Source organism: Pseudomonas sp. GL93 (genome assembly GCF_003408955.1).
Taxonomy (GTDB): domain Bacteria; phylum Pseudomonadota; class Gammaproteobacteria; order Pseudomonadales; family Pseudomonadaceae; genus Aquipseudomonas; species Aquipseudomonas paracarnis.
Genome location: NZ_NKRF01000057.1, coordinates 41,513 through 56,922 on the forward strand (window position 1 = coordinate 41,513; position 15,410 = coordinate 56,922).

Genomic DNA, 15,410 nt, shown 5'->3' on the forward strand with positions numbered 1-15,410 from the left:
CCAGCCCATCAGTTATAAGTGATCGAAACGGTGACGGCACTGGCCAGCGTGCCGTGGGAAATCGCCTCGCCGGTTTTGTGGTAAGCCGCTTTGAGTGGAAGTACCGCCTTGCTGCTGCTCGTGGCAACCGTACGGCTACGCTGGGCCTCAGTACCGTTGGCGGGGATGATGCCTGCGCTGGCCAGCCAAAGAGCGGTGCCGCCCGAAGTTCCCGTATTGGCAAAGAGCTCTGCGTTGCCGGCGGAGGGTGTGCCAGCGAATTGGAAGATCACGTTCTTGACGTCAGAGTCGCAGTCGGCGGCAAGCTCGAAATCGTGTTCTCCTGCTGAGTCGGCACTATCGAAGTCCGACACTTTGACGGGCGGCAACGTGATGGTGCGGTTTACATCGCCGGCGATCAGGTTGCACGTGCCCGCGTTGACCACGCCTTGGAAGGTCAGGGTGCCGGTGGTAGCAGCGAAGGCGACAGGAGCGCCCAGGCTTGCAGTGATCGCCAATAGCAGGGGCAGTGTTGAGAGATGCATCGTTAATCCTCAGGGTTTCAGTTGTAGGTGATGTTGACGGTAGCGGTACTGATCAGCGTGCCTTGGCCGACCGTGCCGCTTTTGTGGTACGCAGCGCCGAGTGGCAATACCGCGCGATTGCCGGAAACAACCAGCGTGCGTTCGTTGTCGCTGCCATTGGCAGGAATGGTTCGGTTAGTGCCGTTGACCCGTGAGTACAACCACAGCGCTACGCCGCCGGCTGTGCCCGTGTTGGTAAAGAGCAGGTCGTTTTCGGGCGAAGGCGGGCCGGAAAAACGAAAGGTGACGTTGGCGGCGTCGCTGCAATTGGCTGTCAGCTCAAAGTTGCGCGCGCCGGCGTAGGGGCTGGCGTCGAAAGCGCTGACTTGCACGGGGTCGAGCGTGACGGTGCGGTTGACATCTCCGGCCGCGAGGTCGCAGGTGGCGACGGGGCTGACGAAGGTGATCGAATTGTTGAGATTGAGCTCGAAGCGGCCCAGGATCTGTCCGATTCGGGTCATCATCGTGTACCTGTAGAGGCTTCCCGCAGGCACGGTCCCCCCGGTCACCGGCCCGGTTTTGTAGAAGATTGCCTCGGCATTGGTGAAGATGGGTTGGGTTCCGCTGGGCAGGTGGGTAACGGCATTGTCAAGCGCGTAGAAGTTGGTGACTGGACGGGCATCGGTGATTTTTATACGCATGCCGATGCCCGCAGCCTCGGTCTGATAGATCAGGCTGGGCAATTGCTGCATGTAACTGCGTGAGGCAATTTGTATCAGCGTCAAGCTGCGGCAGTTCATGAAGCGGCCGGGAACCGCACCGCTGAACGCTTGCTGGGTGATGACGCTCCCCACGGGCAGGTCGGGCGCAACGGTGATAGTGCCCGGGAGGGAAAGGCCGTGGGCAGAGTTCATATAGCTATCGCACTCTGCTTGCGCGGCGAACGGCAGGCCGAGTACCAGCAACGTCGAGATGAATCTGATTGATGTCTTCATCATGCATTCCGAGCAGTCATGGAGTGTTTGTCGACAGGCGCTGCTTGCACGTCAATGGAGGCTTCGCTACGGCAGACGCCTGCGTTCAGATGGCGTACGCGGTTGGCCGCGTCTGGTTTGGGGCGCTTGCCCAGCGCGTAATGCAGCTTGCATAAGGTGTCAGGGTGCGAGCCCCATTTGACGGTCAGTTGCCCCCGTGTGTGCGCCACGCGGACAAACGCTTTGCCCCCCTGGCCAACGATGCCGACGCTCGCGCCGTCCTCGTCGAATACGTCCGCACCGAACGGCAGTGGGTTGCCATCCTCACGCAGCGCCGTGATCAGCACGGCTTGGCCACTGATGGTTTCGAACTGCAACTGCACCACTGAGCCGGCGCGGGGCGCGACGTTCTGGGCGGCGGTCTTGAGCTCTACATCGACGGACAGGTCCTTGGGGTCCAGCTCGACCACGTTCTGGCGGTAAGGTGTGAGATGGGGCACCACGGCATAACCGCTTTTGCCGATCTGAGCGCTGTGGTTGCTATTGATCCGTGCGCCGAGGGCGTCGGGTGCCTGAACGAGACCGATGGTGTCGCCCAGTTCCGGCGCAAAGGTCACGCCGCCACGATGGGCGACCACGCCGCCGGTCATGCCCACGGAGGTCGACTGGTAGGCGTTGCTCTGCCCGTAGCTTGCCGATAGCGCGCCCTGTGATGTCTGGTATTTCATATCGGCGCTGGTGGCGTAGCCGCTGCCTTGGGCGCGGCTGCTGCTGACGCCGTAACTCAACTCATTGCGCTCGCCGAGCGTGCCGCCCAGGCTTATACGCTCGCCGCCGCTCCGATCGCCTCGGTAGGCAGTGGTGGTCAAGGTCGGCGTACGTGCACCGCTGCCCAGGGGCAAGCTCACGGTGAAGTCCAACTGCTTGTCGACGCGCTCACTCAGCAAGTCACGGGTGCGCTGTGCACTGACGGTGTAGTGCAGCCCCTTCCATGCACCGCTGTAGCCGGCGGTGAATGTCAGGTTGCCATGGTTGCGGTTCCAATAGTTTTGCGAGGAACCGGTGAGGTATACCGAGCCGTCGCCCACGCTTTGATTGAGGCTGATGTCCATCCGGTCGCGCAGGCGCGACACACGGTCAAGCTTGAGCCCGTCCAGGGCGAGGTCGCGGATGTGCGCCGCATCGCTCACGCTCAAGAAGCCTTCGGTGGAATAGCGGTAGGCGCCCAGGGCGAAATGAGTACCGGTGGTGGCGAAATTCTTGCTGTAGCGCAGCTGTGCGCTTTGCCCATCGCGTGAGCCATGCCCAGGCAGATGGGCGTTGGACTGGGTCACGTCCAGCGACAGTGCACCGAACGGCGTGTTGAACGCAGCACCCAGTAACTGCGAGCGGTAGTCCTCGCCTATCACGGCGCCGGTATAACCGGTCAGCAAATTGCTCAGGCCGTGTTGGTAGGTGGCCTGCATCACTCTGGGCGGATGGTGCAGGCCGATTTCATCGAGCAGCCCGGCACTCAACGAGTAACGGCTGTAGCCGGGGCGCAGCAGGTGGGCGTTGGCGGCAAAGGGGACGATGAACTCGCGGGTACGGCCATCGGCTTCGGTCACAGTGACGTTCAGGTCGCCGCCGTAACCGGTGGGGAACAGGTCCTTGAGTACGAACGGGCCGGGCGCCACCGAAACTTCATCCAGCAGCACGCCGCGCTGGCGCACAGTGACCCGTGCGTTGGTCTCTGCAACGCCGCGCACCACCGGAGCAAAGCCGGTCAGCGAGTCGGGCAACATCCGGTCATCGCTGGACAGGCTGGCGCCGCGCAGGCGCACGCTGTCGAACAGCTCGCCGGGGGTATAGATTTCGCCAAGCATCAACTGGGACTTCAAGGCGCTCAAATCCCGCTGCACATACGTGGCGCTGCTTTGATAGTCCGACGCAGTATGGGTACGGCTGTAGCTGCCATTGTGGCGCCAGTGCCAGTCGCCCAGGTTGAGCCCGGTATTGAGGCCCAGGTAGCTGGAGCCCAGGGTGCGCCCGTTGGTCCGCGTGGTGAAGGTGTTGGCGTTGTAACGCACAAACGCGGCAGTCACGCCGCCATCCCAATGTTGCGGGTCAACATAGCCGCGTGGCTGGCGGGCCAGATAAATCTGCGGAATTTGCAGGTCCAGGCGACTTTCGCCCGAGTCGAACTGGCTGCTGGCGCCGGGCAGGTAGCTGGCGATGTCGGCACAGTTGGAAAGGGTGGCGGCCTCGATGCTATCGACGGTGATGCCAAACCTGAGCAATGCCAGGCGCTCCAGGCACAATTGCGCGGTGTCCTGGCCTGCGATTTTGGAGAAGGACAGGGTTTCACGCCCGATCCACTGGCCGTTCAGATGTACATCGGCGCGGTAACTGCCGGGCAGGATGATGTTGCCCTGGTTGAACTTGGTGATATCGACCTGCAGGCCCGTCTTGGCACCGGGAAAAAAGGCCGGGTTGAACTCCACTTGCTCGGCACTGTGGGCGCAGAGAGTATGAGTGCCGCAGATCAGCAGCAGGCTGTGCACGGTCAGCTTGAAGCGATGACGTGCCGGGGGGCCATATTTTACGCCGGCTGGCGTGTTGAAACTCATGTTCAGCGTTCTCGAAAAGCAGGTGTCAGCCAACTCTCGGCGTAGGGAATCCCTACCCGAATCCATGGGCATCGACATAAAGAAAGGGGAGCGTGGAAGGCGCCGCTCAGGGCGCGCTACGCTGGAAGGTCGGGTACCTTGGCGGTCATGGCGGGACCTTGGCGCTGTGGGCGACCTTCACGCCAAAGTCATCAAGCGTCTGGAACTCCACGGTGACGGCGGCATTGGCCGCAGACTTGAGCGTGGGCAGCTCAAAGCGAATGCGGCCACCGGGCAGTACCATGTTCTCGCTGCCTGAAGACGCGGGTTTGCGTGCGTGCCGTTGCCCGGAATCCAGCACGTCGACGGCTTCGAAGGTCACGTGATAGGGCGTTGGGTTGAACACTTCCAGGCCCTGGCCCTGGGCGCTCGACACGCGTCGCCATTGCAGTTTTCCGGGCGCGGCTTCGACCCCGTACGCAAGGTTTTGCGGGCGGTAGAACAGCTTGATCCGCGAGCGGAATGCCAACTGCAGTTGATTGCCCTGTTGCGCGCCCGGGGACTGTGAGGGCACCTCCAGCAGGTTGAACCAGAACAGGCTTTCCTGTGCCGTTGGCAAGGGTTCGCCGGTATAGGCCACGCGCACCACCTGTTGCTTGCCTGGTTCCATGCGAAAGATCGGCGGGGTCACCACAAAAGGAATGCCGCTCACGTCCGGCGTCGACTGTTCATCGCCATTGTCCAGCCAGGTCTGGACCAGTACCGGTGCCTGGTTCTTGCTTTCCAGCCTGACCGTGACCTCTTTGTCGTTTTGCGGATAAACCACACGCGTGCTGTTGATGATCACGCTCGCCTGTAGCGCCGTTGCGCCCAGCAGCGTGAAGGCCAGCAACGTGGTCTGCGCCACAACCGAAAGTGCATTCATGATGGTTTACCCCGTGCACGCGGGCAGCGCCGCCGAGTGCCTCACGCGGGCACCGAAGTCGCTGACACTGGTGAACTCAACCTTGGCCGGCGCACGCGGGCACTCACGCAGTAGTGGCAACGCAAAGCGTTTTACGTCACCGGCCGGCAGCATCAGGCTGTCGTTGGCGTTCTGATTCGGCGCTTTGGCAAAGCGCTGGCCGGCGCTGAGCAATTCGATGGAAGCGAGCGAGATGTGGTAAGGCGTCGGGTTGGTGGCTTGCAGGGCATAGCCGTGGTCCTGGGAGACCAGTTTCCATTGCAGTTTGGATGCTGCGCTTGCCACCGGATAGGGCAACGCTTGTGGGCGCACGAATACGCGCAAACGGGTGCGGAACGCCAATTCGATCTGGTTGTTTTCTTCACCTTTTGTGGCACTCGGCGGCACTTCCAGTACATTCAGCCAGAACAGGCTTTCGCGATCGGCAGGCAAAGGCTCACGCGAGTAGCGCAGACGTAGCGCCTGTTGCTGGTGCGGCTCAATACGAAAGATCGGAGGGGAAGTACTCAGCGGCGCTTTTGCGGTGGCAGCTGTCGAGTACCGGTCGCCATCGTCCAGCCAGGTTTGTACCAATGCCGGGCGGGTCCCTTTGTTTTCAAGGCGCACGATCACCTCCTGCCGTTCGGCAGGGTAGATCACCCGTGTGCCGTGGATAATGACGCCTGCGTCGGCGGTCAGCGTGCACAGCAGCATCGCACCAGACACACAGGCGGCAGATGTAAGACGGGCCTTGATGTTCATCGTCTGGTCTCTTCTACTCAGGGAGAAGCCTGCTTGCGCAGGCCCGCTCGCGCTTTACTCGGCGTACTCGATCATGAATCCGACGCGGGTATTGACCTTGCCTTCGGTAGCCGGGCCGCTGGCGTACAGCTGTGCAGCCAATGGGATGGTGGCCTGGTTATCGGCGATCACCACGCCTTCGGATTTCTCCGTGTACACATTGATGGGCGTGCCGCTACGGCTAGTGACTTCTACCTGTACGTTCTTGGCATTGGTGGTGTCGGACGGATCGTCATAGCCATCGATATTCAAGCGGCCTGTGGCCACGTCGATAGCCGGGCTGGTCGGGTCGAAGGCAACCATGGCGGTACGCCCGTTGGTGCAACTGCCCTCACCCGGTGCGCCGATGCGAATGGTGAAACCGGTCAGGTTGGCGCGGCTGCCCGCCGTAGCCAAGCGTGCAGCGGAGACTCCACCCAGGTTCACGTCCTTGACCACGGCGCCCGTGCCCGGTGCCGCGCCTTCGACGGTGCAGGTCACATCGGTCACCAGGCCACTGAAATTGATCACACCATCAGCAGCGTGCGCCGAGGGCGACACAGCGGCGCTCAAGGCCAGCGCGGTTGCAACGGAAGATAGAAAGTTGGCGTTCATTATGTTCCCGATCTTGGATTATTGAAGTTGCCCACCGCAGCTTCAGGCGCAATGCCCGTGGTTCTAGTCGAATTTCTTCGGCATGGCGGGTAGGCATAATTTGTATCTAAAAGTGAATTGGCTCTATAGCGAAGGATCGAATCTAAGTTCGTGATTGTTCGAAATCGTATTGTTTTATTTAATTTTTTTTAGAGGCTTATTTTTCTTGAGAAGTATCCCTCAGCTGTTTCTGTCGGAAGTTTCTGTAAGTTAATGTAGTCCTGTTATGTCCGCTTATTGAATCCTGCATCAGGCTGGGTTATAGCGAGCAGTACTGCATTGATTCATGCGGGGGCCGTTATGCCAATTTCATCAGCCGCGATCTTTACCGTCATGCTGCTCGATGACCATGAAATGGTTCGCCAAGGTATCGAGTTAAGTTTGAAAGCCGAAGCCGACATTGAAGTCGTCGGCTCCTATGGCACGGGCCGGCAACTACTGGAGGCGCTGGCCCTGAGGCCGGTAGACGTGGTGGTCATGGACTTTGTGCTGGCGCCCTCGGATATCGATGGCCTCAGCCTGCTCCAGTCGCTGGTCAGGCGTTTCCGGCAATGCCGGGCGTTAATCGTGTCTTCGGACTTTTCGCCCGCCACTGTCTCGCTGGCGCTCAAGGCCGGGTGTTGGGGAATTCTGGGCAAGACTCAGAACCTGACCGAGCTGGTCACGGCTATCCGAACCGTCGCTCAGGGACGGCTTTATGTGCAATCTTGTATGGTGGCGACATTGCAGGGTAGGCAGTCGGCATTCGATATCGGTACCCTGAAGTCGACAATCGATGTTTCAACAGCGCTGTCACTGAATACCGGCCTAACACCTAAAGAGCGGGAAGTATTACGTTGTTTTCTCGATGGCATGTCGGTCAATTCGATTGCGGCAAAGTTCTCCCGCAGTGCAAGTACTATCAGTACGCAGAAACAATCGGCTTATCGGAAGTTGGGCGTGCGCAATGACAGTGAACTTTTCAAATTCATTCAGCAGTTCGGCGGGCCTGAGTAAGCACCGGTTAAAGCGGATCATCCAGGTAGCGCAAGGCCCAGCGTTCGGTGGCCTGGCGTGCGGGTGACGCCAGATGTGGCGCGACCAGCATCATGACTTGGTACACCACCACTCGCACTTCGCCTTCACGGTCCAGTACGCGCTGGTAATCCAGGGAAAACAGCAGAGTCATGGTGATCTGTTCCACCAACTGTCCCAGTGCCTGGGTGTCACTGACCAGTTGCCCCTCGGCTTTCAACCGCGCTAACAATGAGGCCAGGGTGCGCTTGAGCGCCGTGAGCAGGTTGCGAATCCCCTTGGCCAGCTTCGGCAGGCGCCCGGCCAGGTTCGACAGGTCCTGGAACAGGAACCGGTAGTGGGCCATGCGCTCGACAATCAGGTGCAGGAACAGCCAGTAGTCCTCGGCCTTTAGTTGCGCATCGGCGGGAGGGTCCAGCAGTGGCGCCAACTCGCATTGAAAGCGCTCGAACAGCCCCAACACCAGCGGTTCCTTGCCGTGGAAGTGGTAATAGAGGTTGCCGGGGCTGATCCCCATTTCATTGGCCACCTCCATGGTCGATACGTTCGGTTCGCCCTTGTGGTTGAACAACTGCAAGGCACATTCAAGGATACGGTCGCGGGTCTTCATCCAGTCTTCTTAATGTGATCGTTGAGCTCAACGCACCCGCACATAAGTGCCTGGCGCTGCTTCCATCGGTGGGTAGTTCTGGTTGCCCAGGGCGGTAAGCGTTTCGCGTTGTACCCCGGAGCGTTGTTGTACCCATTCCAGCCACTGGGGCCACCAGCTGCCTTCGACATGCCGGGCGTCGTAGTACCAGGCACGCGGGTCACTGCTCAGCTTGAGGTTCTCGACGTAGTTGGCCTTGGGGTTGCCCGGCGGGTTGAGGATGCTCTGGATATGCCCGCTGTTGGACAGCACAAAGCGCCGCTCGCCACCCAGCAGTTGAGTGGAGCGGTATACCGCGTCCCACGGCGTGATGTGGTCGTTGATGCCGGCCACGCTGAAGCTGTCCACCGAGACCTTGCGCAAGTCGATGGGCGTGCCGCATACCTCCAGCCCACCGGGATGGCTCAGGGGGTTGTGCTTGAAGAAATCCAGCAGGTCGCCGTGCAAGGCGGCGGGCAGGCGCGTGTTGTCGTTGTTCCAGTACAGGATGTCGAACGCGGGCGGTTCCTTGCCCAGCAGGTAATTGTTGATCCAGTAATTCCAGATCAGGTCGTTGGGGCGCATCCAGGCAAACACCTTGGCCATGTCGCGGCCATCCAGCACACCTTGCTGGTAGGAGCGGCGCTTGGCGGCTTCCAGGGTTTGTTCATCGGCGAACAACGTCGCCGGGCTGTCGATCTGGCTGTCCAGCAGGCTCACCAGGTAACTGGCGCTGGAGATGCGCCGCAGCTGGCGCTTGGCTTGCAGGTGGCCTTGCAGGGCGGCGATGGTCAGGCCACCGGCGCAGGCGCCCATCAGGTTGACCTCGCGGGCGCCGGTGATGGCCCGGCAGACATTCAGTGCCTCCTCCAACGCCGCCACGTAGGTGGACAGGCCCCATTCCCGATGGCGCACGTCCGGGTTGCGCCAACTGATCATGAAGGTTTGCAGGCCATTTTTAAGGGCATATTGCACAAAGCTGTTGGCCGGGCTGAGGTCGAAGATGTAGTACTTGTTGATTTGCGGCGGCACCACCAGCAGCGGCTTGGCGTACTGTTTTTCGCTCATGGGCTTGTACTGGATCAGCTCCAGCAGTTCGTTGCGAAACACTACCGAACCGGGCGTGGTCGCCACCGTCTTGCCGACTTCGAAGGCGTGCTTGCTGACCTGGCGGGGCAAACCGTTGTTGTGCAGGAGGTCTTCGAACAGGTTACTCACGCCGCGCACCACGCTGTTGCCGCCGGAGTTGAGCAACTCCTTGATCGCCAGCGGGTTGAGCAGGGTGTTGGAAGGGGAGACGGCGTCGTTGAGCAGGGCGAAGGCGAACTGCGCGCGGGCGCGATCATCATCACTGAGGGTGCTGTCGTCGATCCACTGCCGTGTCTGTTTTTGCCAGCTCAGATAGGCTTGCAAGCTGCGCCGGTACAGCGGGTTGAGCTTCCAGGTGGGGTCGCTGAAGCGATGGTCCCTGGGGTTGGGTTCGTGCACGCTCTCACCCAGCAGCACGCGGCCCAGTTGGCCGCCCAGGGCCAGGGCGTGGCGGGCGGTGTGCACCGGGTTGCGCAGGCCGTGCGCGGCGACGGTACGCAGGGTCGACAGCAAGTCCCGGCCGCGCAGGCCGGTGATCGCATTTTGCGCGTTGATGAACGCAGCGGGGGTGGGCGCCGGGTTCGTCACGGGTCTTTCTCGCATGAGCCAACACTCCTTCGTCAAGTCATCAAGCAGGCACGCCAATCCAGAACCATAGTCGGTTCCTGGCAAGTTGCGCGGTGGTGTGGTCCTTCACACCGCCGGTCGCGGATGTATCACGGCGCGCAGGCGCTCCTCCTCCAGAAACTTCATGATGATCGGCGCTACGGCTTCGGCCCGAGTGATCAGGAACAGGTGGCCGTCATCGATGATGTGCAACTGTGCATTGGGGATGCGCCAGGCGAGCATGCGCATGTTGACCAGCGGGATCAGCGGGTCATCGTCCCCGGCCAGCACCAGGGTGGGCTGGCGGATCTTGTGCAGCCAATGAATGCTGGTCCAGCCAAGCCCCGCGAACAGCTGCCAGTAGTAGCCCAGCTTGCCGGCCGGGCGCATTTGGCTGGCGTGCGCGGCGGCCAGTTTGGAATCACGGCGGAACGAACCGCCATAAATCATGGGCGCAATGCGCACCACGTGGGACGGCTGGATATAACGCCTGGGGCTTGCCATCAGCCACAAGACCTTCGGTTTGCCCGGCACCATGAAGGCCCCGGCTGCGGTGGCCGCCAGGATCAATTTCTTGCAGCGCTCGGGGTAGTCATAGGCAAATTGCTGGGCCAGCGCTCCGCCCCAGGACACACCCACGGCGTTCACTTGGCCGTAGTCCAGGTAATCGAGCATGCGGGCGGTCAGCTTGGCCAGGCCGGGGAAACGATAGGGCCGGTTCGGCGTCGAGGAACCGCCCACGCCGGGCACGTCGAAGGCGATCACTTCCAGGTCCGGGTCCAGGGCCTGGACGAACGGAAACACCAGCTCAAGGTTGGCGCCGATGCCGTTGAAGATCAGCAGCGGGGTCAAGTGCGGCTTGCCCGGGCGTACCGCCGTGCGGATGGTTTGGCCATCCAGGTCGATGGTACGGAAGATGAACGGTTGCGCCATGCTCAAGCCCTGTGAAATGGTGCTATTGGTCTGTAGGAACTCGGTCAGTGTGGGAGCTGGCTTGCCTGCGATGGCATTCTTTCAGGCCGCGATTAGTTAGCAGGCCCATCGCTATCGCAGGCAAGCCAGCTCCCACATCTGATCTCATTTCAATCACAAGAATGCCTAGCGTTCATGTACATAGGTACCCGGCGCCGCTTCGGCGGCGGCATAGGTTTTATTACCTAATGTCGTCGGGGCTTTTTTCAGTTTCCCCGCCCGCCCCGCCTGCCACACCTGCCAATGCAGCCACCACGAGTCGGTGTGCTTGGTCGCATTTTCCTGCCATTCCAGCGCGTTGCCGGCCAAGCCCTCGCTGGTCTGGTAGCGCGCCTTGGGGTTGCCCGGCGGGTTGAGGATGCTCTGGATATGCCCACTGCTGGACAGCACAAACTCGACCTTGCCACCGAACAACTGCGCTGACTTGTAGCAGGACTGCCACGGCGTGATGTGGTCGTTGGTGCCGGCCAGGGAGTAGATATCAGCGGTGACCTGCTTGAGGTCGATGGGCGTGCCGCACACTTCCAGGGCGTTGGCGCGTACCAGTGGGTTGTTCTTGAACAGTTCGATCAGGTCGCCATGGAACGCGGCCGGCAAGCGTGTGGTGTCGTTGTTCCAGAACAGGATATCGAACACTGGCGGTTCGTTGCCCAGCAGGTAGTTGTTGACCCAATAGTTCCAGATCAGGTCGTTGGGGCGCATCCAGGCAAAGACCTTGGCCATGTCGCGGCCTTCCAGCACGCCGGCCTGATAGGAGTGCCGCTTGGCTGCTTCCAGGGTCTGCTCATCGACAAACAGCGCCACCTGGGTGTCCAGGGTGGTGTCCAGCACGCTCACCAGCAGGGTCAGGGCGTTGACCTTCTTCTCGCCCAGCGCCGCGTAGTGGCCCAGCAGTGCGGTGCAGGTGATGCCACCGGAGCAGGCGCCGAGCATATTCACGTCCTTGCTGCCGGTAATTGCCGTGACCACATCGACCGCTTCCTTGAGCGCCTCAATATAAGTGGACAGCCCCCACTCGCGCTGGGCCTTGGTGGGGTTGCGCCAACTGACGATAAACGTCTGCTGGCCATTACGCAGGCAGAACCGCGCCAGGCTCTTTTCCGGGCACAGGTCGAATACGTAGAATTTGTTGATCTGCGGCGGCACCACCAGCAGTGGGCGCTCGTGCACTTGCTCGGTGATGGGCTTGTACTGGATCAGCTCCAGCACATCGTTGCGAAACACCACCGCGCCTTCGCTGGTGCCCAGGGTCTTGCCGACCTCAAAAGCGCCCATGTTGACCTGGCTCGGCATACCGCCGTTGTGCACCATGTCCTTGGCCAGGTGGGACAAACCGTCGAGCAGGCTTTTACCGCCGGTTTCAAAGAAGCGTTTGACCGCCGCCGGGTTGGCCGCGCTGTTGGTGGGGGCCATGGCTTCGGTCATCAGGTTGATCACGAAGTGGCCGCGGCTGATGTCTTGTGCCGACAGGTTGCTGTCGTCGATCCAGTCGTGAAGTTCCTTGCGCCACGCCAGGTAAGTCTGCAAATAACGTTTGTAGAGCGGGTTCTGGCTCCAGGCCGGGTCGTTGAAGCGACGGTCATCGCCCTCGGGCACCAGTGCGGATTTGCCGAACATCACGTTCTTCAACTCAACGCCAAAGTGGGCGACGTGCTTGACGCTGTGCAGCGGCTGCTTGATGGCTTGGGTCAGCACCATCTTGGCCGAGGCCAATAAATCCTTTTTGCGTAACGCGATGATCGGGTTCAACCCCAGGGTGTTTTCCGAGGCCTGGCGTTTCAAGTCATCGTTATTCTTGTTACTCATCTACGACGCTCCATTGTCCGAAAGACGAGTACCGGCGATTGCTGCGCACCCAATTTCGATACACGACACCAGCCTGGTACTGCGACTCGGGTGACCGTTGATACCGCATCGTCAAATGCAGGGAACTTGCCAGTTCCATTGGTTACCCGAGTTTATTTTTTTTCGCAAGCGGGCCAATCGTTGGCCACGCGACAGAGCATTCAAGCAGATGAAATTAGAAAATGCGTTCTAAACAGCAAGAGCCCTGTGCTAGAGCATCAGCCGCACGACCGACTCACTCGGATCGCGGGTTTTCCCAGCGGCTTTGAGCTCGGCCAGGTAGTCCGCCCACAGAGCGTCCTGACGTACGGCCAACTGGTAGAGGTAGTCCCAGGTGAACAGTCCGCTGTCATGGCCGTCATCGAAGGTCAATTTCAGTGCGTACTGGCCGGCCGGTTCCAGCTTGATCAACCGGACGTTGAGCTTGCCGAATTGCAGGATGGGTTTGCCGTGGCCCTGGACCTCGGCGGAAGGCGAGTGCACCCGCAGGAATTCGGCGGGCAACTGGTAGGTTTCTTCCGGCCCGTAGGTCAGGCCGAGGGTGTTGGAGGTTTTGTGCAGGTTTACTGCGGTAGGAAATTTCGACATTGGAGATAACCCTGAAGGAGCCGGCCCAAAATGTGGGAGGGACCAATGTGGGAGCCGGGCTTGCCCGCGATGCAGGCACCTCGGTGTTTCAGCAACACTGAGGTGATGCTATCGCAGGCAAGCCAGCTCCCACACAAGCCACTCTCACATTGAGTGAGGCTTACAGGATATAACGAGACAGATCTTCGTTCTGTGCCAATTCGCCCAAGTGGCTGTTCACATACTCGGCATCGATCTTGATCGCTTCGCCATTCTGCGCACCGGCCATGTCGCCGGCGCTGAAGGATACTTCCTCAAGCAGGCGCTCAAGCAAGGTATGCAGGCGACGGGCACCGATATTTTCGGTCTTCTCGTTGACCTGCCAGGCAATCTCCGCCAGGCGCTTGATTCCGTCTGCCTGGAATTCGATACCCAGCCCTTCGGTTTTCAACAGCTCGCGGTACTGTTCGGTGAGCGAGGCATGCGGCTCGCTGAGGATGCGCTCGAAGTCGCCCGGCGTCAGCGCCTTGAGTTCCACCCGGATCGGCAAGCGGCCTTGCAGCTCGGGCACCAGGTCGCTGGGCTTGCTCAGGTGGAAGGCACCGGAGGCGATAAACAGGATGTGGTCAGTCTTGACCATGCCCAGCTTGGTGTTGACCGTGCAACCTTCGATCAGCGGCAGCAAATCGCGCTGCACGCCTTCGCGGGAGACATCCACGCCGCCGGAATTACCGCGCTTGGCGACCTTGTCGATCTCATCGATAAACACAATGCCATGTTGCTCGACCGCTTCCAGGGCCTTGGCCTTGAGTTCTTCCTCATTGACCAGGCGCCCGGCTTCTTCGTCGCGCACCAGCTTCAGCGCTTCTTTCACCTTGAGCTTGCGGCTTTTCTTCTTGCCCTTGCCCATGTTGGCGAACAGATTCTGCAACTGGCTGGTCATTTCTTCCATGCCGGGCGGGGCAGAAATATCCACGCCGGACACTTCGGCCACTTCGATCTCGATTTCCTTGTCATCCAGCTGGCCTTCACGCAGGCGCTTGCGGAACAGCTGGCGAGTATTGGAATCCGACGACGGTGCGGCGTCTTCGTTGAAACCCATGCGTGCCGGTGGCAGCAGGGCGTCGAGGATGCGCTCTTCAGCGGCGTCTTCGGCGCGATGGCTGACCTTGGTCACTTCCTGTTCGCGCAGCATCTTCAGGGCGGCGTCAGCCAGGTCACGAATGATCGACTCGACATCGCGGCCGACATAGCCGACTTCGGTGAACTTGGTCGCTTCGACCTTGATGAACGGAGCGTTCGCCAATTTGGCCAGGCGCCGGGCGATTTCGGTTTTACCGACACCGGTCGGGCCGATCATCAGGATGTTCTTGGGCGTTACTTCAACGCGCAGTTCTTCGGGCAGTTGCATCCGGCGCCAGCGGTTACGCAGCGCAATGGCAACGGCGCGCTTGGCATCGTCCTGGCCGATGATATGGCGGTTGAGTTCATGGACGATTTCGCGGGGAGTCATGGACATAGTGTTTGGCGGCCTCAAGCCTGAATAAGCCCAGGGCTTACTCGGCGAGGTCCTGCTCCTCAATGGTCTGGTTGTGGTTGGTGAACACGCAGATATCGCCAGCGATACCCAGGGCGGTCTCGACGATTTCCCGGGCCGACAGGTCGGTTTTCTTCAACAGCGCGCTGGCCGCAGCCTGGGCGTAGCCGCCACCGGAACCCATGGCGATCAGGCCATGCTCGGGTTCAACCACGTCGCCGTTGCCGGTGATGATCAGCGAAGCGTCTTTGTTCGCAACGGCGAGCATGGCCTCCAGGCGGCTGAGGGAGCGGTCGGTGCGCCATTCTTTGGCAAGTTCGACAGCGGCGCGCACCAGGTGGCCCTGGTGTTTCTCAAGCTGGCCTTCGAAACGCTCGAACAGGGTAAAGGCGTCGGCGGTTGCGCCTGCGAAGCCGGCAAGCACCTGGCCGTGGTACAGGCGGCGCACTTTCTTGGCGTTGCCTTTCATCACGGTGTTGCCCAGGGAAACCTGGCCGTCGCCGCCCATGACAACTTTGCCGTGGCGACGTACTGAAACGATGGTGGTCAAGGGGAGAGTCTCCACGCAGCGGGGCGAAAATGCCCTGATGAGAACTCATATGGGGGTGGCGGGGGGGATTTCAACCGTAGGACGGGTGCGCGGACGAGTGGTGTCTATGGGTTCAACACCCACTTGAGCACACTGTAAACCAAAGTGAGAGCTGGCTTGC

General features: G+C 60.5%; 14 protein-coding genes. 1 reads left to right on the top strand and 13 read right to left on the bottom strand.

Going from position 1 to position 15,410, the window contains the following annotated elements:
• Positions 1-8: 8 nt before the first annotated feature.
• The 6 genes from CER19_RS09110 to CER19_RS09135 form a co-directional block, all read right to left on the bottom strand.
• The gene (locus CER19_RS09110) at positions 9-524 is read right to left on the bottom strand and encodes a fimbrial protein (RefSeq protein WP_116666178.1); all 516 of its coding nucleotides are present in this window, start codon (positions 522-524) and stop codon (positions 9-11) included.
• Positions 525-541: 17 nt separating this feature from the next.
• Positions 542-1,498: a fimbrial protein gene (locus CER19_RS09115; protein ID WP_116666179.1), complete on the bottom strand. Its 957-nt coding sequence runs from the start codon at positions 1,496-1,498 to the stop codon at positions 542-544.
• On the bottom strand, positions 1,498-4,086 hold the full coding sequence (locus CER19_RS09120; protein WP_116666180.1) for a fimbria/pilus outer membrane usher protein: 2,589 nt from the start codon (positions 4,084-4,086) through the stop codon (positions 1,498-1,500). Before CER19_RS09120 ends, CER19_RS09115 begins: the two co-directional genes overlap by 1 nt.
• Positions 4,087-4,231: 145 nt before the next feature.
• Positions 4,232-4,990 carry a molecular chaperone gene (locus CER19_RS09125; RefSeq protein ID WP_116666181.1) on the bottom strand — a complete coding sequence of 253 codons (759 nt, stop codon included), beginning with the start codon at positions 4,988-4,990 and terminating at the stop codon, positions 4,232-4,234.
• A 6-nt stretch (positions 4,991-4,996) separates the two neighbouring features.
• Complete coding sequence (locus tag CER19_RS09130; RefSeq protein ID WP_116666182.1) at positions 4,997-5,770, bottom strand: molecular chaperone; 774 nt, start codon at positions 5,768-5,770, stop codon at positions 4,997-4,999.
• A gap of 54 nt (positions 5,771-5,824) precedes the next feature.
• Positions 5,825-6,403 (bottom strand): fimbrial protein, encoded by a 579-nt coding sequence (locus CER19_RS09135; protein WP_116666183.1) that lies wholly within the window; start codon positions 6,401-6,403, stop codon positions 5,825-5,827.
• Positions 6,404-6,742: 339 nt separating this feature from the next.
• Here CER19_RS09135 and CER19_RS09140 point away from each other — a divergent pair, with 339 nt between their 5' ends.
• Complete coding sequence (locus CER19_RS09140) at positions 6,743-7,438, top strand: response regulator (protein WP_371921540.1); 696 nt, start codon at positions 6,743-6,745, stop codon at positions 7,436-7,438.
• A 7-nt stretch (positions 7,439-7,445) separates the two neighbouring features.
• Here CER19_RS09140 and CER19_RS09145 read toward each other — a convergent pair whose 3' ends face one another.
• The 7 genes from CER19_RS09145 to hslV form a co-directional block, all read right to left on the bottom strand.
• The gene (locus CER19_RS09145) at positions 7,446-8,066 is read right to left on the bottom strand and encodes a TetR/AcrR family transcriptional regulator (RefSeq protein ID WP_116666184.1); all 621 of its coding nucleotides are present in this window, start codon (positions 8,064-8,066) and stop codon (positions 7,446-7,448) included.
• Positions 8,067-8,093: 27 nt separating this feature from the next.
• Positions 8,094-9,776, bottom strand: a complete 1,683-nt coding sequence (gene phaC, locus CER19_RS09150; RefSeq protein ID WP_116666185.1) for a class II poly(R)-hydroxyalkanoic acid synthase — start codon at positions 9,774-9,776, stop codon at positions 8,094-8,096.
• A 90-nt stretch (positions 9,777-9,866) separates the two neighbouring features.
• Entirely contained in the window at positions 9,867-10,712 is an 846-nt protein-coding gene (gene phaZ, locus CER19_RS09155; RefSeq protein WP_116666186.1) for a poly(3-hydroxyalkanoate) depolymerase, read from the bottom strand.
• Between the two features lie 165 nt (positions 10,713-10,877).
• On the bottom strand, positions 10,878-12,557 hold the full coding sequence (gene phaC, locus CER19_RS09160; protein WP_116666187.1) for a class II poly(R)-hydroxyalkanoic acid synthase: 1,680 nt from the start codon (positions 12,555-12,557) through the stop codon (positions 10,878-10,880).
• Between the two features lie 249 nt (positions 12,558-12,806).
• Entirely contained in the window at positions 12,807-13,184 is a 378-nt protein-coding gene (locus CER19_RS09165; RefSeq protein WP_116666188.1) for a gamma-butyrobetaine hydroxylase-like domain-containing protein, read from the bottom strand.
• A 160-nt stretch (positions 13,185-13,344) separates the two neighbouring features.
• On the bottom strand, positions 13,345-14,682 hold the full coding sequence (hslU, locus tag CER19_RS09170) for an ATP-dependent protease ATPase subunit HslU (RefSeq protein ID WP_116666189.1): 1,338 nt from the start codon (positions 14,680-14,682) through the stop codon (positions 13,345-13,347).
• 37 nt (positions 14,683-14,719) lie between these two features.
• Complete coding sequence (hslV, locus tag CER19_RS09175; protein WP_003171209.1) at positions 14,720-15,250, bottom strand: ATP-dependent protease subunit HslV; 531 nt, start codon at positions 15,248-15,250, stop codon at positions 14,720-14,722.
• Between the last annotated feature and the right edge of the window lie 160 nt (positions 15,251-15,410).